Genomic DNA, 22546 nt, shown 5'->3' with positions numbered 1-22546 from the left:
TAGCGTTATTGCTTAGTCGGCGCAGGTTTGGCGTATCGCGTGTTCCCAGGCTTGCATCAGTGCCTGGGCCTGTTCTGCAGGCATTTGCGGCGTGAAGCGGCGCTCCACCTTCCACAACGTCGACAGCTCCTCGGTATCGCGGTAAACGCCGCTGGTCAGGCCAGCCAGATAAGCAGCGCCCAGCGCCGTGGTTTCTATCATGGTGGGTCTTAACACAGGAATACCCAGCAGGTCGGCCTGGAACTGCATAAGCAGATCATTGGCGCAGGCGCCGCCATCAACACGCAGCTCTGCCAATGGTGCAGACCCCGCCGCCACGGCATCGCGGCTCATGGCCTGGAGCAGGGCAGTGCTTTGATAGGCGATGCTTTCAAGTGCCGCCCGTGCAATATGCGCCATGGTGCTGCCCCGTGTCAGCCCGGTAATAGTTCCGCGCGCCTCGGGTTTCCAGTAGGGGGCGCCCAGGCCGGTAAAGGCCGGCACCACCATAACACCGCCTGAATCGGGTACGCTTTGCGCCAACGCTTCGATTTCACTGCTCTTGCGGAAGGCATTCAGGCCGTCACGCATCCATTGCACGACTGCTCCGGCCACAAACACACTGCCTTCCATGGCATAAAGCGGCTGGCTGCCGGTTTGTGCCGCGCTGGTCGTGACCAGACCGTTTTGCGAGGTATGAAAAGTTGACCCTGTATGCATCAGCATGAAGCAACCTGTGCCATAGGTGTTCTTGGCCATACCCTCGGTGAAGCAAGCCTGGCCGAACAGTGCGCTTTGCTGATCGCCGGCAACGCCGCATATTGGAATTGCATGGCCCAGCAACCGGGTGCTGACGGCGCCAAATTCGGCACTCGAGGGCAATACTTGCGGCATGAGGCCGGCAGGGATGTCCAGGATCTGCAGCAGTTCCGTATCCCATTCGTTATCGTGCACATTGAACAGCATGGTACGCGATGCGTTGCTGACGTCGGTGACGTGCTTTTCGCCTTGGGTCAGCTGCCACATCAGCCAGCTGTCTATCGTACCGAAGGCCAGTTCTCCCCTGGCGGCCTGATTGCGTGCATCAGGTACATGATCCAGAATCCACTTGAGCTTGGTCGCTGAAAAATAGGCGTCGATGCGCAAGCCGGTTTTCTCAAGGATCACGCCGTCAAGGCCTTTTTCCCGCAGGATGACGCAGGTAGGTTCGGCGCGGCGGTCTTGCCAGACGATAGCGTTGTAGACAGGTGCACCTGTTTTCTTGTTCCAGACAACGGTGGTTTCGCGCTGGTTGGTAATGCCGACCGCGTGTATGTCGCTGGCTTGCAGCCCGGCCTTGGCAATCGCTTCCTGTGCGGTGCTCAGCTGTGTTTCCCAGATTTCCCTGGGGTTATGCTCGACCCAACCGGGTTCGGGGTAGATTTGCGTGATTTCTTTCTGGGCTACCGCAACGATGCTTCCATTTCGATCGAAAACAATGCTGCGTGTACTGGAGGTTCCCTGGTCGAGTGCAAGTAAATAAGTCATGTTAAGTTCTGGAATTTAGGCTGATCAGGAGTGTACGGGTAACGGTACGGGCCACACAACTAGCCCTGGGCTATATCACACTGAACCTGTGCATGCGCCAGCAGATCAGGGAAGGGGTCGGGTGGTGGTGCGTCGGTAAACAGGCGATCTATTTGCTTGAGCTCCGCCACTCGTACCATGGCCGGACGATTGAACTTGCTGGCATCGGTGGCCAGCCAGACCTCGCGCGCGTGTGCAATGATCGCTTGTGAAACCTTAACTTCGCGGTAGTCATAATCGCGTAATGATCCATCTGATTCAATACCCGATATGCCGATCAGTGCGATATCGACCTTGAATTGCCGGATGAAGTCGACGGTAGCCTCACCCACGATACCGTAGTCTCTTGGTCTGACGACGCCGCCGGTAACGATGACTTCGCAATCCGGATTGAGGCTCAGGATGGAGGCGACGTTGATGTTATTGGTAATGACACGCAGCCCGATGTGCTGCAGCAGGGCCCTGGCAATAGCCTCTGTGGTCGTGCCGATATTGATCAGCAACGAGCAACCATTGGGCACCGCACGGGCGACCGCCTGGGCAATGCGCCGCTTGCCCTCGGCATGCAGGCTTTCACGCTGACGATAGCCGATGTTCTCTATGGTTGAGTTCGGCACGCGCACGCCGCCGTGAAAGCGGGTGAGCAGCTTGGCCTCACACAGGCGCTGCAGATCGCGCCTTACGGTTTGCACTGTCACGCCCAGATGGGAGGCAAGCTGGTCGACGGTGCTGCTGCTGTGCTCGTTCACATGCTGCAGCAACTTGAGCTGGCGAGGATTGGGAGTCATTTTTTTGTCCCTCATAGCAAGTAAGGCACTGTACAACGAAACAAAAAGAACGAATGCTAGGGTTATCAGCAAGGGAAATATGCTCCTAAACGAACAATAATGCGCAGAATAGAACAATAAACACGAGACAAACCCATGCAGTTGACGCTAGATGGCATAACCAAGAGGGTAGGAAGCGAAACGTGGCTCCACGAGATGAGCCTGAGCCCGCAGCCAGGAGCGGTTACAGTGCTCCTTGGGGCTACCCGTGCCGGAAAAACCAGTCTGATGCGCGTGATGGCGGGCCTGGATGTGCCCAGTTCCGGCAAGGTTCTGGTTGACGGCACTGATGTCACGGGGCAGCCTGTGCGCCAGCGCAACGTCGCGATGGTGTACCAGCAATTCATCAACTATCCTTCACTGACGGTGCGTCAGAATATTGCTTCGCCATTGAAACTGCGAGGTGAAAAAAACATAGACCAGCAAGTTCGTGCATTGGCAGAAAAGCTGCATATAGAAATGTTTCTCGACCGTCTGCCTGCCGAGCTTTCAGGCGGGCAGCAGCAGCGGGTTGCGCTGGCGCGTGCACTGGCCAAGAACGCGCCCCTCATGCTGCTTGACGAGCCTCTGGTCAATCTTGACTACAAGTTGCGTGAAGAACTGCGCGAAGAACTTACGCAGGTGTTTCGCAGCAGTGATGCGACCGTCATCTACGCTACGACGGAACCAGGTGAAGCCTTGCTGCTCGGTGGCTACACCGCCGTTCTCGACCGCGGGCGGCTGCTGCAGTATGGTCCTGCGCCCGAAGTCTTTCATTTTCCGAAAACCATCGACGTTGCCCGCGCCTACAGCGACCCACCCATGAACTTTGTTCAGGCAAGTCCGACTGCTGGCGGCGTGCAGCTGCCCGGTATGGGTGTGTTGCCGCTGGCCCTGCGCGACGGCGTCGTAGCAGGTCAGCAAGCGGTCACCCTGGGACTTCGTGCCAGCTCCTTGCGTCTGCAGGCTCAGGAGGGCGATCAGATCCTGCACGGCAAGGTACTGCTGGCCGAGATATCAGGTTCTGATACCTATGTGCACGTAAGCAGTGAAATCGGAGAGATCGTGGCGCAGGCACCTGGTGTTCATCATTTCAATATTGGTGATGACCTGACCTTGTATTTTTCGCCAGCTTCTGCGTTCATTTTCAGCGCTTCCGGCGATTTGGTGCTGGCGCCCAGCCAGACAAAGGGGGCTTGACATGGCGCGTATCGACCTCGACCTGTCGCATTCTTACGTGGCACACCCCAAAAGCGACGAAGACTACGCCTTGCTTCCCTTGAAAATGTCATTCGAGGATGGCGGGGCGTATGCCTTGCTCGGCCCTTCAGGCTGTGGCAAGACGACCATGCTCAATATTATTTCCGGCCTGCTTGCACCATCGCAGGGTACGGTTCATTTTGACGGCGTTGACCAGACGCAGGCGTCTCCCCAGGCGCGTAATATCGCCCAGGTGTTCCAGTTTCCTGTTGTGTACGACACCATGACAGTCGGAGAGAACCTTGGTTTTCCTCTGCGCAATCGCAAGATACCCGAGGCCCGCATCAAGGAGCGGGTGGGGCAGATTGCCGAAATGCTTGAAATGAGCCATCAGCTGAATCAGCGTGCCGCAGGTTTGTCGGCCGATGCCAAGCAAAAGATTTCTCTGGGGCGTGGGCTGGTGCGTGACGACGTGTCGGCGGTGCTGTTCGATGAGCCGCTTACCGTGATCGATCCGCATCTGAAGTGGCAGTTACGTCGCAAGCTCAAGCAGATACATCAGGAACTGAAGCTGACATTAATCTACGTCACACACGACCAGGTCGAGGCACTGACCTTTGCCGAACAGATTATGGTGATGTCGCGCGGCAGGGTCGTGCAAATGGGTACGCCGCAGGAATTGTTCGAGCGGCCTGCCCATACATTTGTCGGCCACTTCATAGGCTCGCCTGGCATGAATTTGCTGCCGCTTAGCGTGCGGGCAGGTATGGCCACGGTAGCCGGCGTCACCGTTTCCATTCCTTCGGATCTTTCGGTGGGCGAGGGTGAGCTGAAGCTGGGCATCAGGCCCGAGTACACACGGCTTGCACCAGTGGGTGAGCCCGGTGTCGTGAGTGCCGCCGTCGAGAACATACAAGACGTTGGCACTCATCAATTGTTGACGGCAAGGCTGGGTAACCACCTGGTGCGGGCAAGGCTGGCGATGGAGCACAACCTGCCCGAAATTGGGGCAACGGTCGGGCTCGCCCTGCTGGGACCGCAGTCCTGCTTTTACCGCAACGAGGAGCTCGTCGCATGAGTCAAGACACCAAACCCGTCAATCAAAAGGCATGGTGGCTGATTCTGCCCGTATGTCTGTGCGTAGCCTTTTCCGCCATCATCCCGCTGATGACGGTGGTGAACTATTCGGTGCAAGATATTTTTTCACCTACCCGGTCGGTATTTGTGGGAACTGAATGGTTTGCCATCGTGATGCGCGATGAAGACCTGCATGCCGCTTTGTTTCGCCAGCTGGGTTTTTCACTGTCGGTGCTGGCCATAGAAATTCCGCTCGGTATTTTGCTGGCCCTGTCCATGCCCGCCACGGGCTGGAGGGCTTCGGCGGTGTTGGTGCTGGTGGCGCTATCGTTGCTGATTCCCTGGAACGTCGTGGGCACAATCTGGCAGATTTTCGGGCGTACGGATATCGGCCTGATGGGGCGCGCCCTGAGCATGATGGGCATAGATTACAGTTACGCCAGTAATCCAACCCAGGCCTGGCTTACGGTGTTGCTGATGGATGTCTGGCACTGGACGCCGCTGGTGGCCTTGCTGGCCTATGCGGGCCTGCGCTCGATTCCCGAGGCATACTACCAGGCTGCCAGTATCGACGGTGCCAGCAAGTTTGCCGTATTCCGCTATATACAGCTGCCCAAGATGCGCGGGGTGCTGATGATCGCGGTGCTGCTGCGGTTCATGGATAGCTTCATGATTTATACCGAACCGTTTGTGCTGACCGGGGGCGGGCCGGGTGATGCCACCACTTTCCTCAGTCAGTACCTGACGCAAAAGGCGGTCGGGCAGTTCGATCTGGGGCCGGCGGCGGCGTTTTCCCTGATCTATTTCCTGATCATTCTTGTGTTCTGCTTCATTTTGTACAACTGGATGCTCAGGGTGGGCACTCAAAGCAAAGAGGCCGGCCATGAATAAAAAAGCACGCTTCAGCAAGCGCACGATCTTCCTGATTCTATATTTGGTGTTTGCCATGCTGCCCATCTACTGGATGGTCAACATGAGCTTCAAGACCAACTCCGGCATCTTGTCCAGCTTTTCCCTGCTGCCGCAGGAATTCACGCTCGATAATTACATCACGATCTTCACCGACAGTTCCTGGTATAGCGGCTATATCAACAGCCTGATCTACGTCGGGCTGAATATGGTGATTTCGCTGTCGGTGGCATTACCGGCTGCCTATGCGTTTTCGCGCTATCGTTTTCTGGGCGACAAGCATGTGTTTTTCTGGTTGCTGACCAACCGCATGACGCCGCCGGCCGTGTTTCTGCTGCCATTTTTCCAGCTGTATTCAACTATGGGCCTTATGGATACCCATTGGGCTGTGGCGCTCGCGCACCTGGTGTTCAATGTGCCGCTGGCGGTCTGGATACTTGAAGGTTTCATGAGTGGCATCCCACGTGAAATCGATGAAACCGCCTATATCGATGGATACAGTTTTCCCCGTTTTTTTCTGACCATATTCCTGCCGCTCATAAAGTCGGGTGTCGGTGTGGCGGCGTTCTTCTGCTTTATGTTCAGCTGGGTGGAGCTATTGCTTGCGCGTACTTTGACCAGTGTCAACGCCAAACCTATTGTGGCGACCATGACCCGTACGGTGTCGGCCTCGGGGATGGACTGGGCAACGCTGGCTGCTGCGGGCACATTGACCATCATTCCTGGCGCCATCGTCATCTGGTTCGTGCGTCACTACATTGCGAAAGGCTTCGCAATGGGTCGCGTCTAGGCCCCTGGCACGATAAGGAGACATTATGTTTGGCTGGATGATGTGGACTTTGCCAACTGCGGTATTTTTCATTTGCATCGTACTGATGCTGGTTGGCATGACGGTGTGGGAGCTGAAGTCTCCCACCACCTTGCGCAAGGGCTTCCTTCCCATGAGCACGACCAGGGGCGATCGCCTGTTCATAGGCCTGCTGCTTGCCGCTTATATTAACCTGGTGTTCCTCGGGCTGGGCGAAAGCATGCTGGAATGGTTTGCCCTCGAGGAAGAGCCCAGCGTGTGGATCAGTTTTGTCGTGTCGATGCTGGTTCTGGCATTTACCTTGCGCAAGGGTTGAATAATTAAAACCGTGTGGCCCGACCATCCCCCCGGGTTGCGCGTCGTCATAAGAATGGGGACTTTGTCATAGGAGACAGCAATGTTATTTCGACGTACTGCATTGGGGTTAGCCATAGCATGCCTGCTATCCGGACAGGCGTTTGCCGGTGAAGCCGAAGCCCGGAAATGGATAGATAACGAGTTCCAGCCTTCGACTCTGAGCAAAGACCAGCAGATGGCGGAAATGAAATGGTTCATCGAGGCCGCACGCAAGCTGAAGGAACAGGGCGTCAATGAAATCTCTGTGGTGTCCGAAACCATTACCACCCATGAATATGAAGCCAAGACACTTGCCAAGGCTTTTGCCGAAATCACCGGCATTACCGTGCACCACGACCTGATCCAGGAGGGTGACGTCGTCGAGAAATTACAGACGTCCATGCAATCGGGACAATCCATCTATGACGGCTGGGTCTCCGACTCTGACCTGATCGGCACGCATTACCGCTACGGCAATATGCTTTCGCTGACAGACTACATGAAGGGTGATGGCAAGGAATGGACCAACCCCGAACTGGATATTAAGGATTTCATAGGAACATCATTCACGACAGCGCCCGATGGCAACCTTTATCAGCTGCCCGACCAGCAGTTTGCCAACCTGTATTGGTTCCGTGCCGATCTGTTTGCAAGGCAAGATCTGAAAGACCAGTTCAAGGCCAAGTATGGCTATGAGCTTGGCGTGCCGGTCAACTGGACTGCCTACGAAGATATTGCCAACTTCTTCACCAACGACGTGAAGACCATTGATGGCAAGCCCATATACGGGCACATGGATTATGGCAAGAAAGACCCGTCGCTGGGCTGGCGCTTTACCGATGCGTGGTTGTCGATGGCAGGTACCGCCGACAAAGGTACACCCAACGGCATGCCGGTCGATGAATGGGGCATACGCGTTGCCGACGACAAATGTACCCCCGTTGGCGCATCGGTCGCACGTGGTGGTGCAACCAACTCGCCGGCCGCAGTGTATGCACTGACCAAATATGTCGACTGGATGAAAAAATACGCGCCCAAGGAAGCGCAAGGCATGACATTCAGCGAATCGGGACCGGTGCCGGCACAAGGACATATTGCCCAGCAGATATTCTGGTACACCGCATTTACGGCCGACATGACCAAGAAGGGGTTGCCCGTTGTGAACGAGGACGGTACCCCGAAGTGGCGTATGGCACCCGCTCCGCACGGCCCGTACTGGAAAGACGGCATGCAGAACGGGTATCAGGACGTCGGTTCCTGGAGCTTCTTCAAGAATCATGATCCCAAGAAAGTCGCTGGTGCATGGCTGTATGCCCAGTTTGTAACCGCCAAAACCACCTCGCTCAAGAAGTCCATCGTCGGGCTGACATTTATCCGTGACAGCGATATTCACAGCGAATACTTCACCAAGAATGCAGACAAGTACGGCGGCCTGATCGAGTTCTATCGCAGCCCGGCCCGTGTGGCCTGGACACCCACCGGTACCAACGTGCCTGATTATCCCAAGCTGGCGCAGCTATGGTGGCAAAACGTGGCGACCGCGATTACCGGCGAGAAAACTCCACAGCAAGCTATGGATAATCTGGCCAAGGAAATGGATGACATCATGGCCAGGCTGGAACGTGCAGGTATGAGCCATTGTGCGCCCAAACTCAACAAGAAGAGTGACCCCTCCAAGTGGCTCAGTGATACCCAAGCCCCATGGAAGAAACTCGACAACGAAAGCCCCAAAGGTGAAACAGTTGCCTACGATGCATTGTTGAGTGCATGGAAGGAAGGCAAGGTACGGTAGAATCCATACTTTTTCATGTCGAATCAAGCTACTCACCAAGAGTCCGGGCGCCCGCAGCTGTTGCAGGCGCTGGCCGGACTAGGCCAGGTCGATCTGGCCGTTATCGGCGGCGGCGCAACCGGGTTGGGTGTTGCGCTGGACGCCGCCCAGCGTGGCCTGTCTGTACTCTTGCTTGAGTCGCATGACTTTGCCAAGGGCACGTCGTCACGAGCCACCAAGCTTGTGCACGGCGGTGTACGTTACCTGGCCCAGGGCAATATCTCCCTGGTCCAGGAAGCACTCCATGAACGCACCACGCTACTGAATAATGCGCCCCATCTGGCCAGGCCACTGCCTTTCGTGGTGCCAGGCTACAAGTGCTGGGAAGTGCCCTTTTATGGGGTGGGCTTGAAAGCCTATGACGCCCTGGCTGGTAAGGCCGGCCTGGGTTCGACCCAGTTTCTGAGCGCCAGGCGAACACTCGACTGTATGCCGGGTGTGAAAGAGCAGGGCTTGAAAGGTGGCGTCAAATACTGGGACGGCCAGTTTGATGACGCACGGCTGGCCCTGGCATTGGCGCGCACGGCCGCGGCGCAAGGAGTGCTGCTGGTCAACTACTGTCCTGTTACCGAGCTTCTGCACGAGCAGGGCAAGGTCGTGGGCGTGCGCTGCGCTGATGCCGAATCAGGGCAGGTTTTCACCGTCCGGGCGCGTTGCGTGGTGAATGCAACCGGGGTCTGGGTGGATGACATCCGTCAGAAAGACGGCCAGGCCGCAGGGCGCACAGTGCAGCCTATGGTTGCACCAAGCCAGGGCGTGCATCTGGTTGTCGACAGCGAATTTTTCCCGGGTGATCACGCCCTGCTGGTGCCCAAGACACAAGATGGACGGGTATTGTTCGCCGTGCCATGGCTGGGCAAGGTCATATTGGGCACCACCGATACGCCACGGCATGACTTGTCGCGCGAACCTGATGCATTTCTCGAAGAGGTCAACTTCATCCTTGGCGAGGCAGCCAGGTATTTGAAGCGGGCCCCCACACGAGCCGACGTAAAAAGTATCTGGGTAGGTTTGCGGCCTTTGGTGCGTCCCCCCGAGAACGAAGGGAACAACACCAAGAAGATCAGTCGCGAGCATACTGTGCTGGTCAGTCCGTCTGGAATGGTTACGGTCACAGGCGGCAAATGGACGACCTATCGGGCCATGGCAGAAGATACGCTGCAAAAATGCGTTGAGCATGGCTTGCTGCAAGATCTTCCTGCCTCTAGTACGGCAAGCCTTAAATTGCTGGGCGCATCCTCCGGACGTACTTCCATGGCGCAGACCCCGGGGTTGTTGTCATACGGATCCGAAGCCAGTGTAGTGCAGGGCTTGCCTGGTGCCGATATTGAACTGGCCCCCGGCTTTACCGTGGCAATGATTCGCTTTGCCGCACGCTATGAATACGCCCGCACAGTAGAAGATGTGCTGGCCAGGCGTATACGGCTGCTGTTCCTCGATGCGAAGCTGGCCGCGGAACTGGCTCCGACTGTTGCGCAAATTCTGCAGGAAGAAATCAATGTGGATCCCAAGCTTGATGACTTCCTGACGCTGGCAGCCCAATATCAGCATGTGCCTGCCTGAGGCAGGTTCCGGCACGTGTCAGCCTGCGTGCCGGATCTTCATGCCTTGTTCAAGAAGTGAATAATGTTCTGGCCGACTCAAAGCGCTTGGCGTAATAAGGGTTGTCCAGGGAATCTATACGGACTTTTCCACCCGAAGAGGGCGCATTGATGAAGCGCCCGTCGCCCAAATAAATACCCATATGAGAAAACGGGCGATTCAGGGTGTTGAAAAAGACAAAGTCACCCGGTTTTAACTTGCTGCGCGAGATAGGTCTGCTCAGGTGCGCGATGGCGGCCGTGTTGTGCGGCAGCGGCTGGCTGGCAGCCTGCCGGAATACGTAAGCGACCAGGCCGCTGCAATCAAAACCCGTAGCCGGCGCGCTGCCGCCGTAACGGTAGTTTGTTTGCATGAGACCTGCTGCCGTCAATATGACATTGCCGCGCTGTGCGCCGTCGAGTGCGATAGTGGGTGGAGGAACGCGCGGCTGCGGCGTCTTTGTTGGCGTCGGCCCCGTACACGCAACAAGCAGGGTGAGGGACAATGCCAGAGGCAGGCGGATGCTTCGCGTGGTCAAGGAAGATTGCATCATGAGGGCATCTTTTCAGACGGCTCCAGAGCCAATGCCATCTATTGTGTCATATATTATTCAAGTAATTGCGTTATGTTCCTATTACGATAAAAGCTCACGGAGCATCGCGCATATATGAAAGTCACGGTTTTTGGCATAGGTTATGTGGGGCTGACACAAGCTGCTGTCCTGGCCGAAGTTGGTCACGATGTCGTGTGTGTTGATATTGATCCGGAAAAGGTGGAACAGCTCCGGCGCGGCCAGATCCCGATATTCGAGCCAGGGCTCAGTCGCCTGGTGCAAGATAATCATGCCGCTGGCCGCTTGCGTTTTACCGTCGATGCTGCCGTGGGTGTGCTTCATGGCGAAGTTCAGTTCATAGCTGTGGGCACGCCGCCCGACGAAGACGGTTCAGCAGACTTGTCGCAGGTGCTTGCCGTCGCGCGAACCATTGCACAGACCATGGACAGCCATCGCATCATTATCGACAAGTCCACTGTGCCGGTGGGTACTGCCGACCAGGTAGCCAGCTGCGTGACACAAGAGCTGGCAAAGCGGGGATTAAGCAAGCTCACCTTCGATATCGTGTCGAATCCCGAGTTCCTGAAAGAGGGCGCCGCGGTCGCAAATTGCATGCGGCCCGACCGGATTATTATCGGCACCGACAGCCGTCATGCCGAGGACGTGATGCGCGAGCTGTACGCACCCTTCAACCGCAATCATGAAAAAATGATAGTGATGGATGTGCGTAGTGCTGAGTTGACCAAATATGCCGCCAATTGCATGCTGGCCACCAAGATCAGCTTTATGAACGAAATGGCTAATCTGGCCGACAGGCTGGGTGCCGACATAGAAATGGTGCGCCAGGGTATAGGATCCGATCCGCGCATTGGCTACGACTTCATTTATCCGGGGGCGGGCTATGGTGGTTCCTGCTTCCCCAAAGACATACGTGCCTTGATACACACAGCCAATGAAAATGATGTTGATGCAGGCATTCTGAAGGCGGTCGAGGCACGCAACAACGCACAGAAAATGCTGTTGTTCCGGAAAATTCATCAGCATTATCAGGGCCGGTTGGAAGGCAAGACCTTTGCACTGTGGGGCCTGAGCTTCAAGCCCAATACCGACGATATGCGTGATGCGCCCAGTCGGGTTCTGATGCACTCCCTTTGGCAGGCCGGTGTCAGAGTGCAGGCCTACGATCCCGTGGCAATGAACGAAGCGCGGCGCTTGTATGGCAATAATCCCGAAACCCTGACGTTATGCGCAACCAAAGAGGACGCCTTGACGGGGGCCGATGCGCTGGTCATTGTGACCGACTGGCAAGTGTTCAAGGCACCGGACTTTGCCTGCCTGAAAGCGCGGCTGGCGCAGCCCGTGGTATTCGATGGCCGCAATCTTTTTGAGCCGGCGAGAATGAAGTCTCATGGCTTTGCCTATTACGCCATAGGTCGTCAGGCATAAAAAAAACCGGCTCCCTGAGCGGGAACCGGTGGTGAACTGCAGGCCGCATAAGCGGCCTTTTTACGGGCTTGCTGCCGGGATCAGTACAGCACCTCGGGCAGCCACAGGCCGATGCCAGGGAACATATACAGCATCACGATGGCGATGATCTGTATGCCCATGAATGGCAGCATCCCTGCAAAAATCTGGTTCAGCGTGACGTGTGGCGGCGATACGCCTTTCAGATAGAAGGCCGACATGGCAACCGGCGGTGACAGGAAGGCGGTTTGCAGGTTCAGCGCCACCAGCAGACCGAAGAACAGCGGATCGATCTGGTAATGGGCCAGCAGCGGCAGGAAGATGGGCATGAAGATCACGATGATTTCCGTCCATTCCAGCGGCCAACCAAGCAGGAAGATAACGATCTGCGCCAGAATCATGAATTCGACCGGTGTCAGGTTCATGCCCAGTACCCAGTCGTTAATGATTGCCTGCCCGCCCAGCAGGGCAAAGGCTGCCGAGAAGATACTGGAGCCGACAAACAGCCAGCACACCATGGCGCTGGTCTTGGCCGCCAGATAGACCGACTCCTTGAGCATGGGTATGTTCAGGCGACGATAGGCCAATGCCAGCAACAACCCCCCGAACGAACCCATGGCCGCTGCTTCTGACGGTGTGGCAAAGCCGAACACGATACTGCCCAGCACCGCCAGAATCATGAGTGCCAGCGGGAAGAACGAGCTGAGCAGCATCTTGAAGATTTCAAGGCGGGCAAAGGTAAGGAAGGCGTAGTAAATAAGCAGCAGGGCACCGAGGACTATCAGTGTGATCCAGAACGACATCGGAGCAGGTAATCGTGCGTCGGCATCGGTCTCCTCGGCCGCTTCGGCCTGGGCAGGCGCACTTGTGTCGGCTGTGCTGTCAGCACCCAGGGGTTGGGCACCCAGCGGCTCGGCCAGTCCGCCCGAACCCGGCGGTTCGGCCAGCCCGCCCGAAAACTGGGTTTCGCTACCCATGGAGAACGAACCCATCTCTACAAGACCGCTTTCCTGAACCGGGTCGGGTTCGGTGACAATGTCGTAGGTGAGCGCCATGGCGGCGGCGAAGACCAGCGCAGGCAGCAGCGCAATCACCATGTTGTACAACAAGGTGCCCATGGGTACATCGATGTTGCGCTTGCCCTTCATGGCGCCAACCAGCCCGGGAATCACGCGATTGCTTATGGAGTTCTTGATGTTCTCGGCAAACTCGGGCAAGGTGACGCGGCGTTCCTCTGCAGACAATGGAGGAGCTGATTTGGGGCTGATCTTGGCGACGATCATGATGTAGAACACGTACAGCAACGCCAGCATCAGGCCTGGAAAGAAGGCCCCTGCATACAGCTTGACCACCGAGACACCTGCCACGGCACCGTACACGATCAGCAGCACTGATGGCGGTATCATGATGCCCAGGCAACCGCCTGCGGTAATGGCGCCGGCAGTCAGGCGCACGCTATAACCAGCTTTCATCATGGCCGGCATGGCCAGCAGACCCATCAACGTAACCACTGCGCCCACAATACCTGTTGCGGTAGCAAACACGGCGCAGGTAATGACGGTGGCTACGGCCAACGAACCCGGCAAGCGGGCCATGGCCAGGTGCATGCTCTTGAACAGCCGTTCGACCAGGTTGGCGCGTTCAACCAGATAACCCATGAAAATGAACAGGGGCACCGCGATGAGCACATCGTTGGTCATGACGGCGTAGGTACGCAGCACCATCAGGTCGAGTGTTTGCTCGATGGCAATCTGTGGCCCCATGCCCCGATAGGCCAGGTAGGTGAACATCACCCCCATGCCCATGAGGGTAAAGGCGGTGGGAAAGCCCAACATGATGGTGACGACAATCAGGCCCAGCATGAGCAGGCCCAGGTGACCGTTGGTGATGTTCTCCGGCGACGGCATCAGCACAAACAGCGCAATGACAACGGCCACTAATATAGAGAGGCCAAACCATATCTCTTTTCTCATGGTTGCTTCCCTTTTTCTTGCTCGACAACCAGCTTGTCGAGGTCTTTGATATCTTGCTCGTCCACGTGGACCATGCCCTTGAGTTTATCCAGGTCGACTTCCTCCACGTCTTTTTCACGCTTGGGCCAATCACCGCGCTTCAGACACTGAACGCAATAGACCACTTCAACAAAACCTTGCAACAGCAAGGCGATACCGGCCAGTGGAATGATGGCCTTGAAGGGGTAGATGGGTGGGCCGTCAGCCGTGATGGTGGAGTGCTCGTTGATCATCCAGGATTCGGCGGCATAGGTGTAGCCGGCCCAGACCAGGGCGATAACGCCGGGAAAGAAAAACAGAATATATAAAGTCAGATCCAGTCCGGCCTGCAGGCGGGGAGGGAAAAAACCATAAAGTACGTCGCCACGTACGTGCCCGTTCTTGGACAGGGTATAAGCACCTGCCATCATGAACAGACCGCCATACATCATGTTCATGGCGTCAAATGACCATGCATGCGGATTGCCTAGTGCGTAACGGGAAAAAACTTCATAGGTGACAAATAGCGTCAAGGCCAGAACCAGCCAGCCGAAAAGCTGACCGACCCAGGTATTGAACCGGTCTATGGCCAATAATAATTTTTGCATGGTGAACCTGCTGGGGGGGGAACTGCAGGGCGCCGAACGGAATGTGCCTTGCCCTGCGTAGCCGATTTAAAAACACCACCCGTACTGCTTGTGGGTGGTATTGTTGTTTGCTGCGTTTCGGCTTAGCTCTTGTTCTGAGCTGCTTTGCGATAGTGGTTGTAGGCCATGCGCCGATTATTGTTGGTGTCCATGTCCCAGGCTACTGCGCGGGCGGCGAAGGCTCGTTGCGATTCTTCGATTTTCTTGAACATGGGGTTGGTTTTGGCTTTCTCGGCAATGATCTTGTCCCAGACGACCAGCTGCTCTTGCAGAATGGCATCGGGTGTTTTGTAGAACTTGACGCCGTCTTGCTGCAGCTTGATGTAGTCTTCCGAGTAACGGCTGACCGCTTTCCAGGACATATCGGCCGAAGCCGCTTCAACTGCGTTGGCAATAATGGCCTTCATCTTGTCTGGTAAGGCGTTGTACTTGTCTTTGTTGAAGGTGATCTCAAAGGTTTCCGACGACTGGTGGAAGCTTTGCAGCATGCACACTTTCGATACGTCGGGGAAGCCCAGCAGACGGTCGGATGAAGCGTTGTTGAACTCGGCGCCGTCGAGCAGGCCGCGGTCGAGTGCGGGAACGATTTCGCCACCAGGCAAGGCGTTCACGGCTGCGCCCATGGCTGTAAACAAGTCAATGGCCAGACCGTTGGTACGGAACTTCAGGCCTTTAAGGTCTTCAGTCTTGGTAATGGGGTTCTTGAACCAGCCGAATGCCTGGGTGGGCATGGGGCCGCTCAGGAAGGTAACGACGTTACCGCCGATTTCAGCATAGAGTTCGTCGAGCAATTCCTTGCCGCCGCCGTATTTGTGCCAGGCCAGTACCATGTTGGCGTCCATGCCGTAGGCAGGGCCCGACGAATACAGTGCCAGGGCGTTTTGTTTGCCGTAGTTGTAACCCAGCACGCCATGGCCGCCATCGAGCGTGCCCTTGGACACAGCGTCGAGCAGGGCAAATGCAGGAACAACCGCACCAGCCGGCAAGACTTCGATCTTGAGCTCGCCACCCGTCATGTCGTTGACTTTCTGGGCGAAGTCAAGTGCGTACTCGTGGAAGATGTCAACGGTGGGCCAAGTGCTCTGGAACCTGAAGTTGGTAGGGGCTTGTGCGCTGACAATGGCAGGGAAACCCATGCCGACGGCAGCGGCGGTACCTGCTGCGGCGCCCCCCAAGAACTGACGGCGCGACGATTTGGGCTGAACGGCTTTGGCGTCCACTTTTGCACTACTTTTCATTTATGTCTCCTGGCATGATGCGATGAAGTTTTGTTGTTTGCAACTGACTGCAAACTTTTAACTGCCGGTGCTTTTATAGGCGATACAAAAAACCACGTCAATAAGTCTCAAGCCGGTAAAAATGACCCTTTGGGACGTGTTGCAAATAGGCGGAAAACTTCTGAGAGCCAGACTTCATGCGGGTCTTTCTGAAAATTGACGCTCGTTTTGTTTATGTTTCAAAACGTTTTTCGAGCTGTGTGAGCAGGGTTATCACGTAGTAGTTTTCGTAAGTTTTTTGCTCTTTCAACAAGCCGGTCAGCCTTAATTCGTTTTGATCGTGAAACTGGTTTCCGTCATCGGCCGCAGGCAAGTCGTATAAATAAAGCGTTCACCTATACCTTTTCCGGGAGAACTGGGCTAGGATTCGGTCAACGAAAAGCCAGTTTGTTCAGTCTGAAGGGGGTGGACAATGTACGAGTCCAAGAACGAGTCTTTACTGTCGCCGAGGAATTTTGCTTACCGGATTGTGTCGCATGTAGGCCTTGCATTGTTTGTCGTAGGCTTCACCCTGTCGATAGGCGTACTGGGCCATCTGCTGCTTGAGCCGGTTGTATGGCACGATGCCGTTCTGAATACCGCGCTGATTCTCTCTGGAATAGGTCCGTACATTGTGCCGGCGAATGTCATGGGAAAGATTTTCTTTTCTTTGTACAGCATTCTGGTGGGCCTGGTTTTTGTGGCGACCCTGGGGCTCGTGCTGGCACCGCTGGCACACCGCATCATCCATAAGTTCCACCTTGACGAGCAGGACGACGATTGAACTTTACATCAGCGTGTAAACTTGCACGTTTTGTCCTGAAGGTATGGCGAAAGAATTGGCACGACGCACAAGTTTCAGCGGGCCGGCGCTCGTTCGCCTGCTGGCGCACTGGAATGATGCCCGGATTCGGGAGCCGTCGCAGTCGCTTTCCGATCGTCTGAGCCAATGGCTGGGGTGGTCGGATGCGATCGCCTTGGCCGGTGCATTGGGTGGTGCCGTACCGGCTGGTTCTCCGATGACCCCTTCAGCATCGCGGACGACCCGCTCACCAGACTACGATCAGGAATACGAACGGGTCAGAAACGCCCTGGTCGACTTGATCGACAATGTCAACAAGCCGCCACCGGTCAGGCACAGGCATCGCCAGGCGCCGGCGGCCAGGCCGGACAATCCCGTACAAACGGAGTCCATTGAATTTTCAACGTATCGGCAGCGTTACATTACTCTGCAGCAGACCATGGAAGCACGCTGCAGCGAGTTGCGCACTCGCCTGCGTGCCAGACTGGCCGGCATGTCACCTGAGATGGCACGCCTGGCGGCGGTGGACGCTGTGATGGAGCAGGCGTTGAATGAGCGTGAATTTTCCGTGCTGGCGCGGGTGCCTGTCGTGCTCGAGGCGCACTTCCGGCGTCTGAAGCACGAGGCCGCACCGTTGCCTGCGGCTGAGTCTGGCCAGGAGTCGGCGACCACTGCCAATGCATGGCTGAATGTATTTCACCAGGATATGCAGAGCGTATTATTCGCAGAACTCGAAATTCGTCTGCAACCGACTCAAGGGCTGCTGGCAGCGCTGACGCGCCGGCCGTAGCCGTTAACTGATAAGCCTATGAATCGACTTCTTCAACTTCTTACATTTCTCGCAGGGCTCGTTGCCACAGGCTGGATAGGTTCTCATTACCTGGGATCGAACCTGCTGGCGTTGGCCGTCATTGCGCTGATCGTCATTGTTTACCTGGCCGGTGCGTTCGAGCTGCTTCGTTATCATCAGGCCACAAGCAGTCTGATGAGGGCGCTCAAGGCATTGCCCGAGACGCCGGATGGGCTGGAAACCTGGTTGAGCTCGGTGCATCCCGCCCTTCGGACTGCGGTCACGCAGCGGGTTCGGGGAGGGCGCTCAGGCTTGCCCAGGCCGGTGCTGACGCCTTATCTGGTAGGCCTGCTGGTATTGCTGGGCATGCTGGGCACGTTTCTGGGCATGATCGCGACATTGCGTGGTACGGGGCTGGCGTTGGAAAGTGCGACCGACCTGGCCGCGATCCGGGCCTCGCTTGCCGCGCCGGTTCAGGGTCTGGGTTTTGCCTTTGGTACCTCGGTTGCGGGCGTGGCAACCTCGGCGATGCTGGGCCTGCTGTCGGCCTTGCTTACGCGTGATCGCATTCATGCAGCACAGGCGCTGGACGCAACGACGCTTGGTGCCTTGCGTGCCCATACGCCAGTGCATCAGCGTGAAGAAGGCTACCGGCTGTTGCAACAACAGACGCTGAGCATGGCCTCCGTAGCCGACAGGCTGCAGGCGATGATGGTTGCAATGGAAGAGAAAAATGCGAGCCTGAATGAGCAGCTGCAAGCTCGCCAGGAGCAATTTCATGCAAAGAACGAAGCGACATATCTGCGCCTTGCTGAGTCGGTAGAGCAGTCATTGAAAGCCAGTGTTGCGGAAGGTGTGCGCAGCGCAGGCACAGCGATCGAGCCCTTGGTGCAAACCACGATGTCGGGCCTGACGCAGCAGACAGCCGCCTTGCACGACAACGTGACACAGGCTGCGCAGCAGCAGCTGGACAGGCTGACTCAAACATTCGAGCAGCGCTCGGCCGGCATACTGAAGGGTGTATCCGAAAGCATGCAGACGACGGTGCACGACCTGTCGGCTGCCTGGCAGAGGGCGCTTGGTGCCCAGCAAACAACCAGCGAGCAGCTGTTCGCAGATAATCAGCGCGCGTTGGCAGCGGCAGCAGCGGCCCTGGAGCAACAGGCCACTGCACTGGTGCATGCCGTGGATCAGTCGCATCAGACGCTGCGGGCAGACCTTGCTGGCCAGGACGAGAAGCGCCTTGAGGCCATGGTTGCCAGCCTGGCCACAGCGGCCGCAGACTTGCGCATGCACTGGCAGGAAGCGGGGGAACAAGCCATGAGTCAGCAGCGGGAAATCTGCGCAGCCCTGGCCCAGACTGCCACCGACCTGACGGCACAGACAAAGCATCAGGCAGACGAGACGATGGCCGAGATGGGCAGGCTGGCCGCCTTGTCCGGCGACGCCCCCAAAGCGGCCGCGGGTCTGGTCGCCGAGGTTCGCCAGGCTTTCTCCAACAGTATGGCTCGCGAGAACGCCATGCTCGAAGAGCGCAACAGTCTGCTGGAAACTTCGGCCGGCTTGCTCGATGCCATGCGACATGCTTCATCAGGGCAGCGCGAGGCCATCGACGCCTTGTTGGTCAAGTCCGCCGATGTGCTCGACCGTGTGGGCACCCGCTTTACCGAGCAGACCCGCAGTGAAACGGAAAGACTGGCGTATGCAGCCAGTCAGATTACCGGCAGCGCCATCGAAGTTGCCAGCCTGGGCGATGCATTCGGATCTGCCGTCCATGCATTCGGTACGTCCAATGCGGTATTGGTCGAGCATCTGCAGCGTATAGAAGCCGCGCTGGAGAAATCCATGGCCCGCAGCGACGAGCAGCTTGCCTACTATGTGGCGCAAGCCAAAGAGGTCATAGACCTGAGTGTCATGTCGCAAAAGCAGATTATTGAAGAGCTTCAGCAGGCCGGTGCGAAGCAGGCACCTGCCGGTACGGCGGCGCCATGAACGACGATCTGGATACCGGTATCGAGCCGACTGCGCCGGTATGGGCGGTATTTGGCGATCTGATGTCCGTGCTCCTGGGCGCGTTTGTATTGGTCCTGGTAGGGGCGATCGGCTTGCAGCTGGAGCTCTCGGCCAGGCTCGAAGAAGAAGTGGAGCATCGCCAGGAAGAAACGCAGCGGCGCATCAGCCTGGAGCAGGCGCTGGCCAGACCGCTGGCCGAAGGCAGCGTGACTTTGGTCGACGGGCGGATAGGCATTAGCGGCAGCGTGTTGTTTGCGCTGAACTCCGCCCTGCTGCAGGATGAAGGCTTGCAAGTGCTGCAATCCCTGGTGACGCCGCTGACGGATTATCTTCAGTCGCATGATCAGATCCTGATGGTGAGCGGCTTCACCGATGACCAGCAAGTGCTCGAGGGCAACCTGAAGTTTGATGACAACTGGGATCTTTCGGCACAACGTGCCCTGACGGTTACTCGTGCCTTGATGGAAGCGGGCATTCCGGCATCGTCGGTATTTGCGGCGGCCTTTGGCGATCAGCAGCCGGTTGCCTCGAATGCCGACGAAGAAGGGCGCGCCAAAAACCGGCGCGTTGAAATTTCGCCGGTTCCCGGCCGCCTGTCGCAGGGGGTACGTGCCACGCCATGAAACAGGAAAAGTTAGCGTTGGCGGCGAGGCAACTGGCCGAGTGGCGCGAGCGCGGCGAGGACAGCCTGGCGCCATCACGCTTTCTTTTTATGGAAGCGCTGGCCCGACGCATGGCAGGTCAGGATGGTGATGCCTGGCGTGTACTGGAAGAGCGCCTGTTGCGGTACCTGCGTCACTATCAGGACGAGATCGTTGAGCCGGCGCGCCAGTCTGCCCAATGCTCGCAGCAGGCTGCCGCGCACGGCGGCCGCGAGGCAGCATCGGGCCCTTTGGGTGAGCTGCTGCGCGACAGAACCAGGCTGCAGATGGAAGGCAGCGGCGGTGGCACGACGACAGATGCCAGCGCCATGCAGCCATTGAGTCTGGATCCTGCGTTGATTGATTACTTCCGCAATGCGTGGGCAAGCGTCAGTGCCAGCCGCATGGTAAGGCAGTCGGGCGAGCAGGTTCCCGATAACGCCGGCCCGCTTAACTCCAGCGGTTTGGCCCATCGTACGCTGACACTGATGCAGACTTTGTCGCCGGGCTATCTTCAGCACTTTCTCTCTTACATGGATGCCTTGTCATGGATCGAGCAGCTGAATGAAGACAGGCTTAAAGCGGAAGCCAAACCTGCTGCGTCGGGCAAGCGCAAAGCCGCGCCACGCAAGGCTTAGCGAGTATTTGTATTAGTGAAATGAAATTGTCCATATCTAAAAAGGTCAATTTCAAGTACAATGGTTAACTTCATGTCAGTTAACGGTTTAATAAAAAAACCGGTCAAACGCAGCGTACGCGGCAAATTTGTTGTTTTCAAAATCATCTACGTACCCGCAAGTTTTACGCAGTCAAAGCCTGTCATCAATGGGCATAAAACTGCGATGCGGGTAGCGCTGGAAAGTGCAGTTCTACTCGATGTGTCTGAAATAACTCCAGCATTCTGAACCCTGCGGTTTGGCAGCACAGGCATTTCGCCTGTGCGTCGTTCAGCGCGCGCGCCGTGCCGATCGGGACGAGCGGGTCCGTTACTGTCATGGGGCACGGCTGTGTCGTTTATCAACCCCTTGCAACGAGTCGACTTTCGGCTTGTTCAACATAACGGAGAAAAAACCATTGAAAACACTCAACCAACTCAGCGTCAGTATATTGCTTGCCGCCAGCGTAATCGGCGCACCCGCTCTGGCAGCCGTTCCCGAATCCAGCGACCCGATCAAGATCATCGATAACAACTGGTCGAGTCAGAAAGTACTTGCCCGCGTCGCACAGCAACTACTCGAGAAAGTTGGCTACCAAACCGATATTGTGCCGTCAGACAGCCAAGGACAATTTGCGGCAATGGGCCTGGGCGACCTTCATTTGCAGATGGAGGTCTGGGAAGGCACGATGCACGACAGCTTCATGAAGGAAGTGAATGCCGGACGTATGGTTGACCTGGGCAGCCACACGGCAACAACGCGTGAAGATTGGTGGTACCCCGACTACATGGAAGAAATTTGCCCGGGTCTGCCTGATTGGAAAGCGCTCAATGCGTGTGCGGAAAAGTTTGCAGCGCCCGAGACGGCACCCAAAGGACGCTATCTTGCAGGCCCGGTCGACTGGATCAAGCACGATAAAGAAAAAATTGAAGCGCTGGATTTGAACTTCACTGTGGTCAATGCCGGCTCTGCCGCCGCACTGTTTGGCGAGCTTAAGTCAGCCGCCGCACGCAAAGAACCAATTGTGTTGTTCAACTGGGCACCTAACTGGGTGGGTGCGGCATTCCCCGGCAAGTTTGTGGAGTTTCCTGCCAACGAACCGGCGTGCACCGAAGACCCGGCATGGGGCGTTAATCCGGACAAGACCTACGACTGCGGTTCGCCCACTGGCGGCTACCTGAAGAAGGGCGCCTGGGCCGGCTTCGAGGAAAAATGGTCTTGCGGTTATCAGTTGATCAAGAACATTGACTTCACCGGGCCTATGATAGACCAGGCTGCGGCATTGGCCGATGTTGATGGCCTGTCCCACGATGATGCCGCTACAGCATGGATCGAGAAAAACCAGGAGCAGGTTGCCGCCTGGATGCCTGATTGCGCCAAATAACACGCGTTGGTGCACAGCACTGCTGAGCAGGCTGTGCACCGTTGGAACAGGCTTCACACCCGCGTGTGCGTAGCCTGTCTGTTCAACTCCACACTTTTCCGACGCCGCATAGGTTTTACTGAACCAGCCTGATCTGTTTTTATATTGCTGATCCGTCGGAGAGTGGCTGCGCGTTCGCACGCGCCTATCTGACAGGTCTATTTATGAGCGATAAGGTAAAAATTTCATGCAGGAATCTTTGGCAGTTGTTCGGCAA

At 56.7% G+C, this 22546-nt stretch carries 20 protein-coding genes; 14 read left to right on the top strand and 6 right to left on the bottom strand.

The window, feature by feature from the left end; all coding sequences use genetic code 11:
* Window positions 1-12: 12 nt before the first annotated feature.
* Both glpK and LKR43_RS15105 read right to left on the bottom strand, forming a co-directional pair.
* On the bottom strand, window positions 13-1506 hold the full coding sequence (gene glpK, locus LKR43_RS15110; protein WP_227685047.1) for a glycerol kinase GlpK: 1494 nt from the start codon (window positions 1504-1506) through the stop codon (window positions 13-15).
* 59 nt (window positions 1507-1565) lie between these two features.
* The gene (locus tag LKR43_RS15105; RefSeq protein WP_227685046.1) at window positions 1566-2333 is read right to left on the bottom strand and encodes a DeoR/GlpR family DNA-binding transcription regulator; all 768 of its coding nucleotides are present in this window, start codon (window positions 2331-2333) and stop codon (window positions 1566-1568) included.
* A 135-nt stretch (window positions 2334-2468) separates the two neighbouring features.
* On the opposite strand from LKR43_RS15105, the gene LKR43_RS15100 reads away from it, so the two are divergent.
* From LKR43_RS15100 to LKR43_RS15070, 7 genes are all read left to right on the top strand, one after another.
* Complete coding sequence (locus LKR43_RS15100; RefSeq protein WP_227685045.1) at window positions 2469-3551, top strand: ABC transporter ATP-binding protein; 1083 nt, start codon at window positions 2469-2471, stop codon at window positions 3549-3551.
* A gap of 1 nt (window position 3552) precedes the next feature.
* Window positions 3553-4629 (top strand): ABC transporter ATP-binding protein, encoded by a 1077-nt coding sequence (locus LKR43_RS15095; RefSeq protein ID WP_227685044.1) that lies wholly within the window; start codon window positions 3553-3555, stop codon window positions 4627-4629.
* Window positions 4626-5519, top strand: a complete 894-nt coding sequence (locus tag LKR43_RS15090) for a carbohydrate ABC transporter permease (protein ID WP_227685043.1) — start codon at window positions 4626-4628, stop codon at window positions 5517-5519. Before LKR43_RS15095 ends, LKR43_RS15090 begins: the two co-directional genes overlap by 4 nt.
* The gene (locus LKR43_RS15085; RefSeq protein ID WP_227685042.1) at window positions 5512-6327 is read left to right on the top strand and encodes a carbohydrate ABC transporter permease; all 816 of its coding nucleotides are present in this window, start codon (window positions 5512-5514) and stop codon (window positions 6325-6327) included. Before LKR43_RS15090 ends, LKR43_RS15085 begins: the two co-directional genes overlap by 8 nt.
* 25 nt (window positions 6328-6352) lie before the next feature.
* On the top strand, window positions 6353-6661 hold the full coding sequence (locus LKR43_RS15080) for a DUF2160 domain-containing protein (RefSeq protein WP_227685041.1): 309 nt from the start codon (window positions 6353-6355) through the stop codon (window positions 6659-6661).
* Between the two features lie 81 nt (window positions 6662-6742).
* Window positions 6743-8473: an ABC transporter substrate-binding protein gene (locus LKR43_RS15075; protein WP_227685040.1), complete on the top strand. Its 1731-nt coding sequence runs from the start codon at window positions 6743-6745 to the stop codon at window positions 8471-8473.
* A 15-nt stretch (window positions 8474-8488) separates the two neighbouring features.
* Window positions 8489-10075, top strand: coding sequence for a glycerol-3-phosphate dehydrogenase/oxidase (locus LKR43_RS15070; RefSeq protein ID WP_227685039.1), 1587 nt, complete (start codon window positions 8489-8491; stop codon window positions 10073-10075).
* Between the two features lie 49 nt (window positions 10076-10124).
* Here the strand turns inward: LKR43_RS15070 and LKR43_RS15065 are convergent, their stop codons facing one another.
* The gene (locus LKR43_RS15065; RefSeq protein WP_227685038.1) at window positions 10125-10646 is read right to left on the bottom strand and encodes a C40 family peptidase; all 522 of its coding nucleotides are present in this window, start codon (window positions 10644-10646) and stop codon (window positions 10125-10127) included.
* 114 nt (window positions 10647-10760) lie between these two features.
* Between LKR43_RS15065 and LKR43_RS15060 the strand changes: the two genes are divergently transcribed.
* A complete protein-coding gene (locus LKR43_RS15060) occupies window positions 10761-12092 on the top strand; it encodes a UDP-glucose/GDP-mannose dehydrogenase family protein (RefSeq protein ID WP_227685037.1) in 1332 nt (443 codons plus the stop codon).
* 80 nt (window positions 12093-12172) lie between these two features.
* Here LKR43_RS15060 and LKR43_RS15055 read toward each other — a convergent pair whose 3' ends face one another.
* From LKR43_RS15055 to LKR43_RS15045, 3 genes are all read right to left on the bottom strand, one after another.
* Complete coding sequence (locus LKR43_RS15055) at window positions 12173-14083, bottom strand: TRAP transporter large permease subunit (RefSeq protein WP_227685036.1); 1911 nt, start codon at window positions 14081-14083, stop codon at window positions 12173-12175.
* Window positions 14080-14709 (bottom strand): TRAP transporter small permease subunit, encoded by a 630-nt coding sequence (locus tag LKR43_RS15050; RefSeq protein WP_227685035.1) that lies wholly within the window; start codon window positions 14707-14709, stop codon window positions 14080-14082. Before LKR43_RS15050 ends, LKR43_RS15055 begins: the two co-directional genes overlap by 4 nt.
* A 122-nt stretch (window positions 14710-14831) precedes the next feature.
* Window positions 14832-15986, bottom strand: a complete 1155-nt coding sequence (locus LKR43_RS15045; protein ID WP_227685034.1) for a TRAP transporter substrate-binding protein — start codon at window positions 15984-15986, stop codon at window positions 14832-14834.
* A 451-nt stretch (window positions 15987-16437) separates the two neighbouring features.
* On the opposite strand from LKR43_RS15045, the gene LKR43_RS15040 reads away from it, so the two are divergent.
* The 6 genes from LKR43_RS15040 to LKR43_RS15015 all read left to right on the top strand — a co-directional run bounded on the left by LKR43_RS15040 (window position 16438) and on the right by LKR43_RS15015 (window position 22290).
* Window positions 16438-16788 carry a two pore domain potassium channel family protein gene (locus LKR43_RS15040; RefSeq protein WP_227685033.1) on the top strand — a complete coding sequence of 117 codons (351 nt, stop codon included), beginning with the start codon at window positions 16438-16440 and terminating at the stop codon, window positions 16786-16788.
* Window positions 16789-16843: 55 nt separating this feature from the next.
* Window positions 16844-17596, top strand: a complete 753-nt coding sequence (locus tag LKR43_RS15035) for a DUF3348 domain-containing protein (protein WP_227685032.1) — start codon at window positions 16844-16846, stop codon at window positions 17594-17596.
* A gap of 18 nt (window positions 17597-17614) precedes the next feature.
* Window positions 17615-19588: a DUF802 domain-containing protein gene (locus LKR43_RS15030; protein WP_227685031.1), complete on the top strand. Its 1974-nt coding sequence runs from the start codon at window positions 17615-17617 to the stop codon at window positions 19586-19588.
* A complete protein-coding gene (locus tag LKR43_RS15025) occupies window positions 19585-20232 on the top strand; it encodes an OmpA family protein (protein WP_227685030.1) in 648 nt (215 codons plus the stop codon). The genes LKR43_RS15030 and LKR43_RS15025 overlap by 4 nt, the downstream gene beginning before the upstream one ends.
* Window positions 20229-20888: a DUF2894 domain-containing protein gene (locus LKR43_RS15020; protein ID WP_227685029.1), complete on the top strand. Its 660-nt coding sequence runs from the start codon at window positions 20229-20231 to the stop codon at window positions 20886-20888. The genes LKR43_RS15025 and LKR43_RS15020 overlap by 4 nt, the downstream gene beginning before the upstream one ends.
* Before the next feature lie 436 nt (window positions 20889-21324).
* A complete protein-coding gene (locus tag LKR43_RS15015; RefSeq protein ID WP_227685028.1) occupies window positions 21325-22290 on the top strand; it encodes an ABC transporter substrate-binding protein in 966 nt (321 codons plus the stop codon).
* The last annotated feature ends 256 nt before the right edge of the window (window positions 22291-22546 follow it).

The organism is Pusillimonas sp. MFBS29, from assembly GCF_020687695.1.
In the GTDB taxonomy this organism is placed as follows: Bacteria; Pseudomonadota; Gammaproteobacteria; order Burkholderiales; family Burkholderiaceae_B; genus Pusillimonas_C.
The sequence above is the reverse complement of the archived record's forward strand: the minus strand, read 5'-3'. Positions and strand labels throughout refer to the sequence as shown.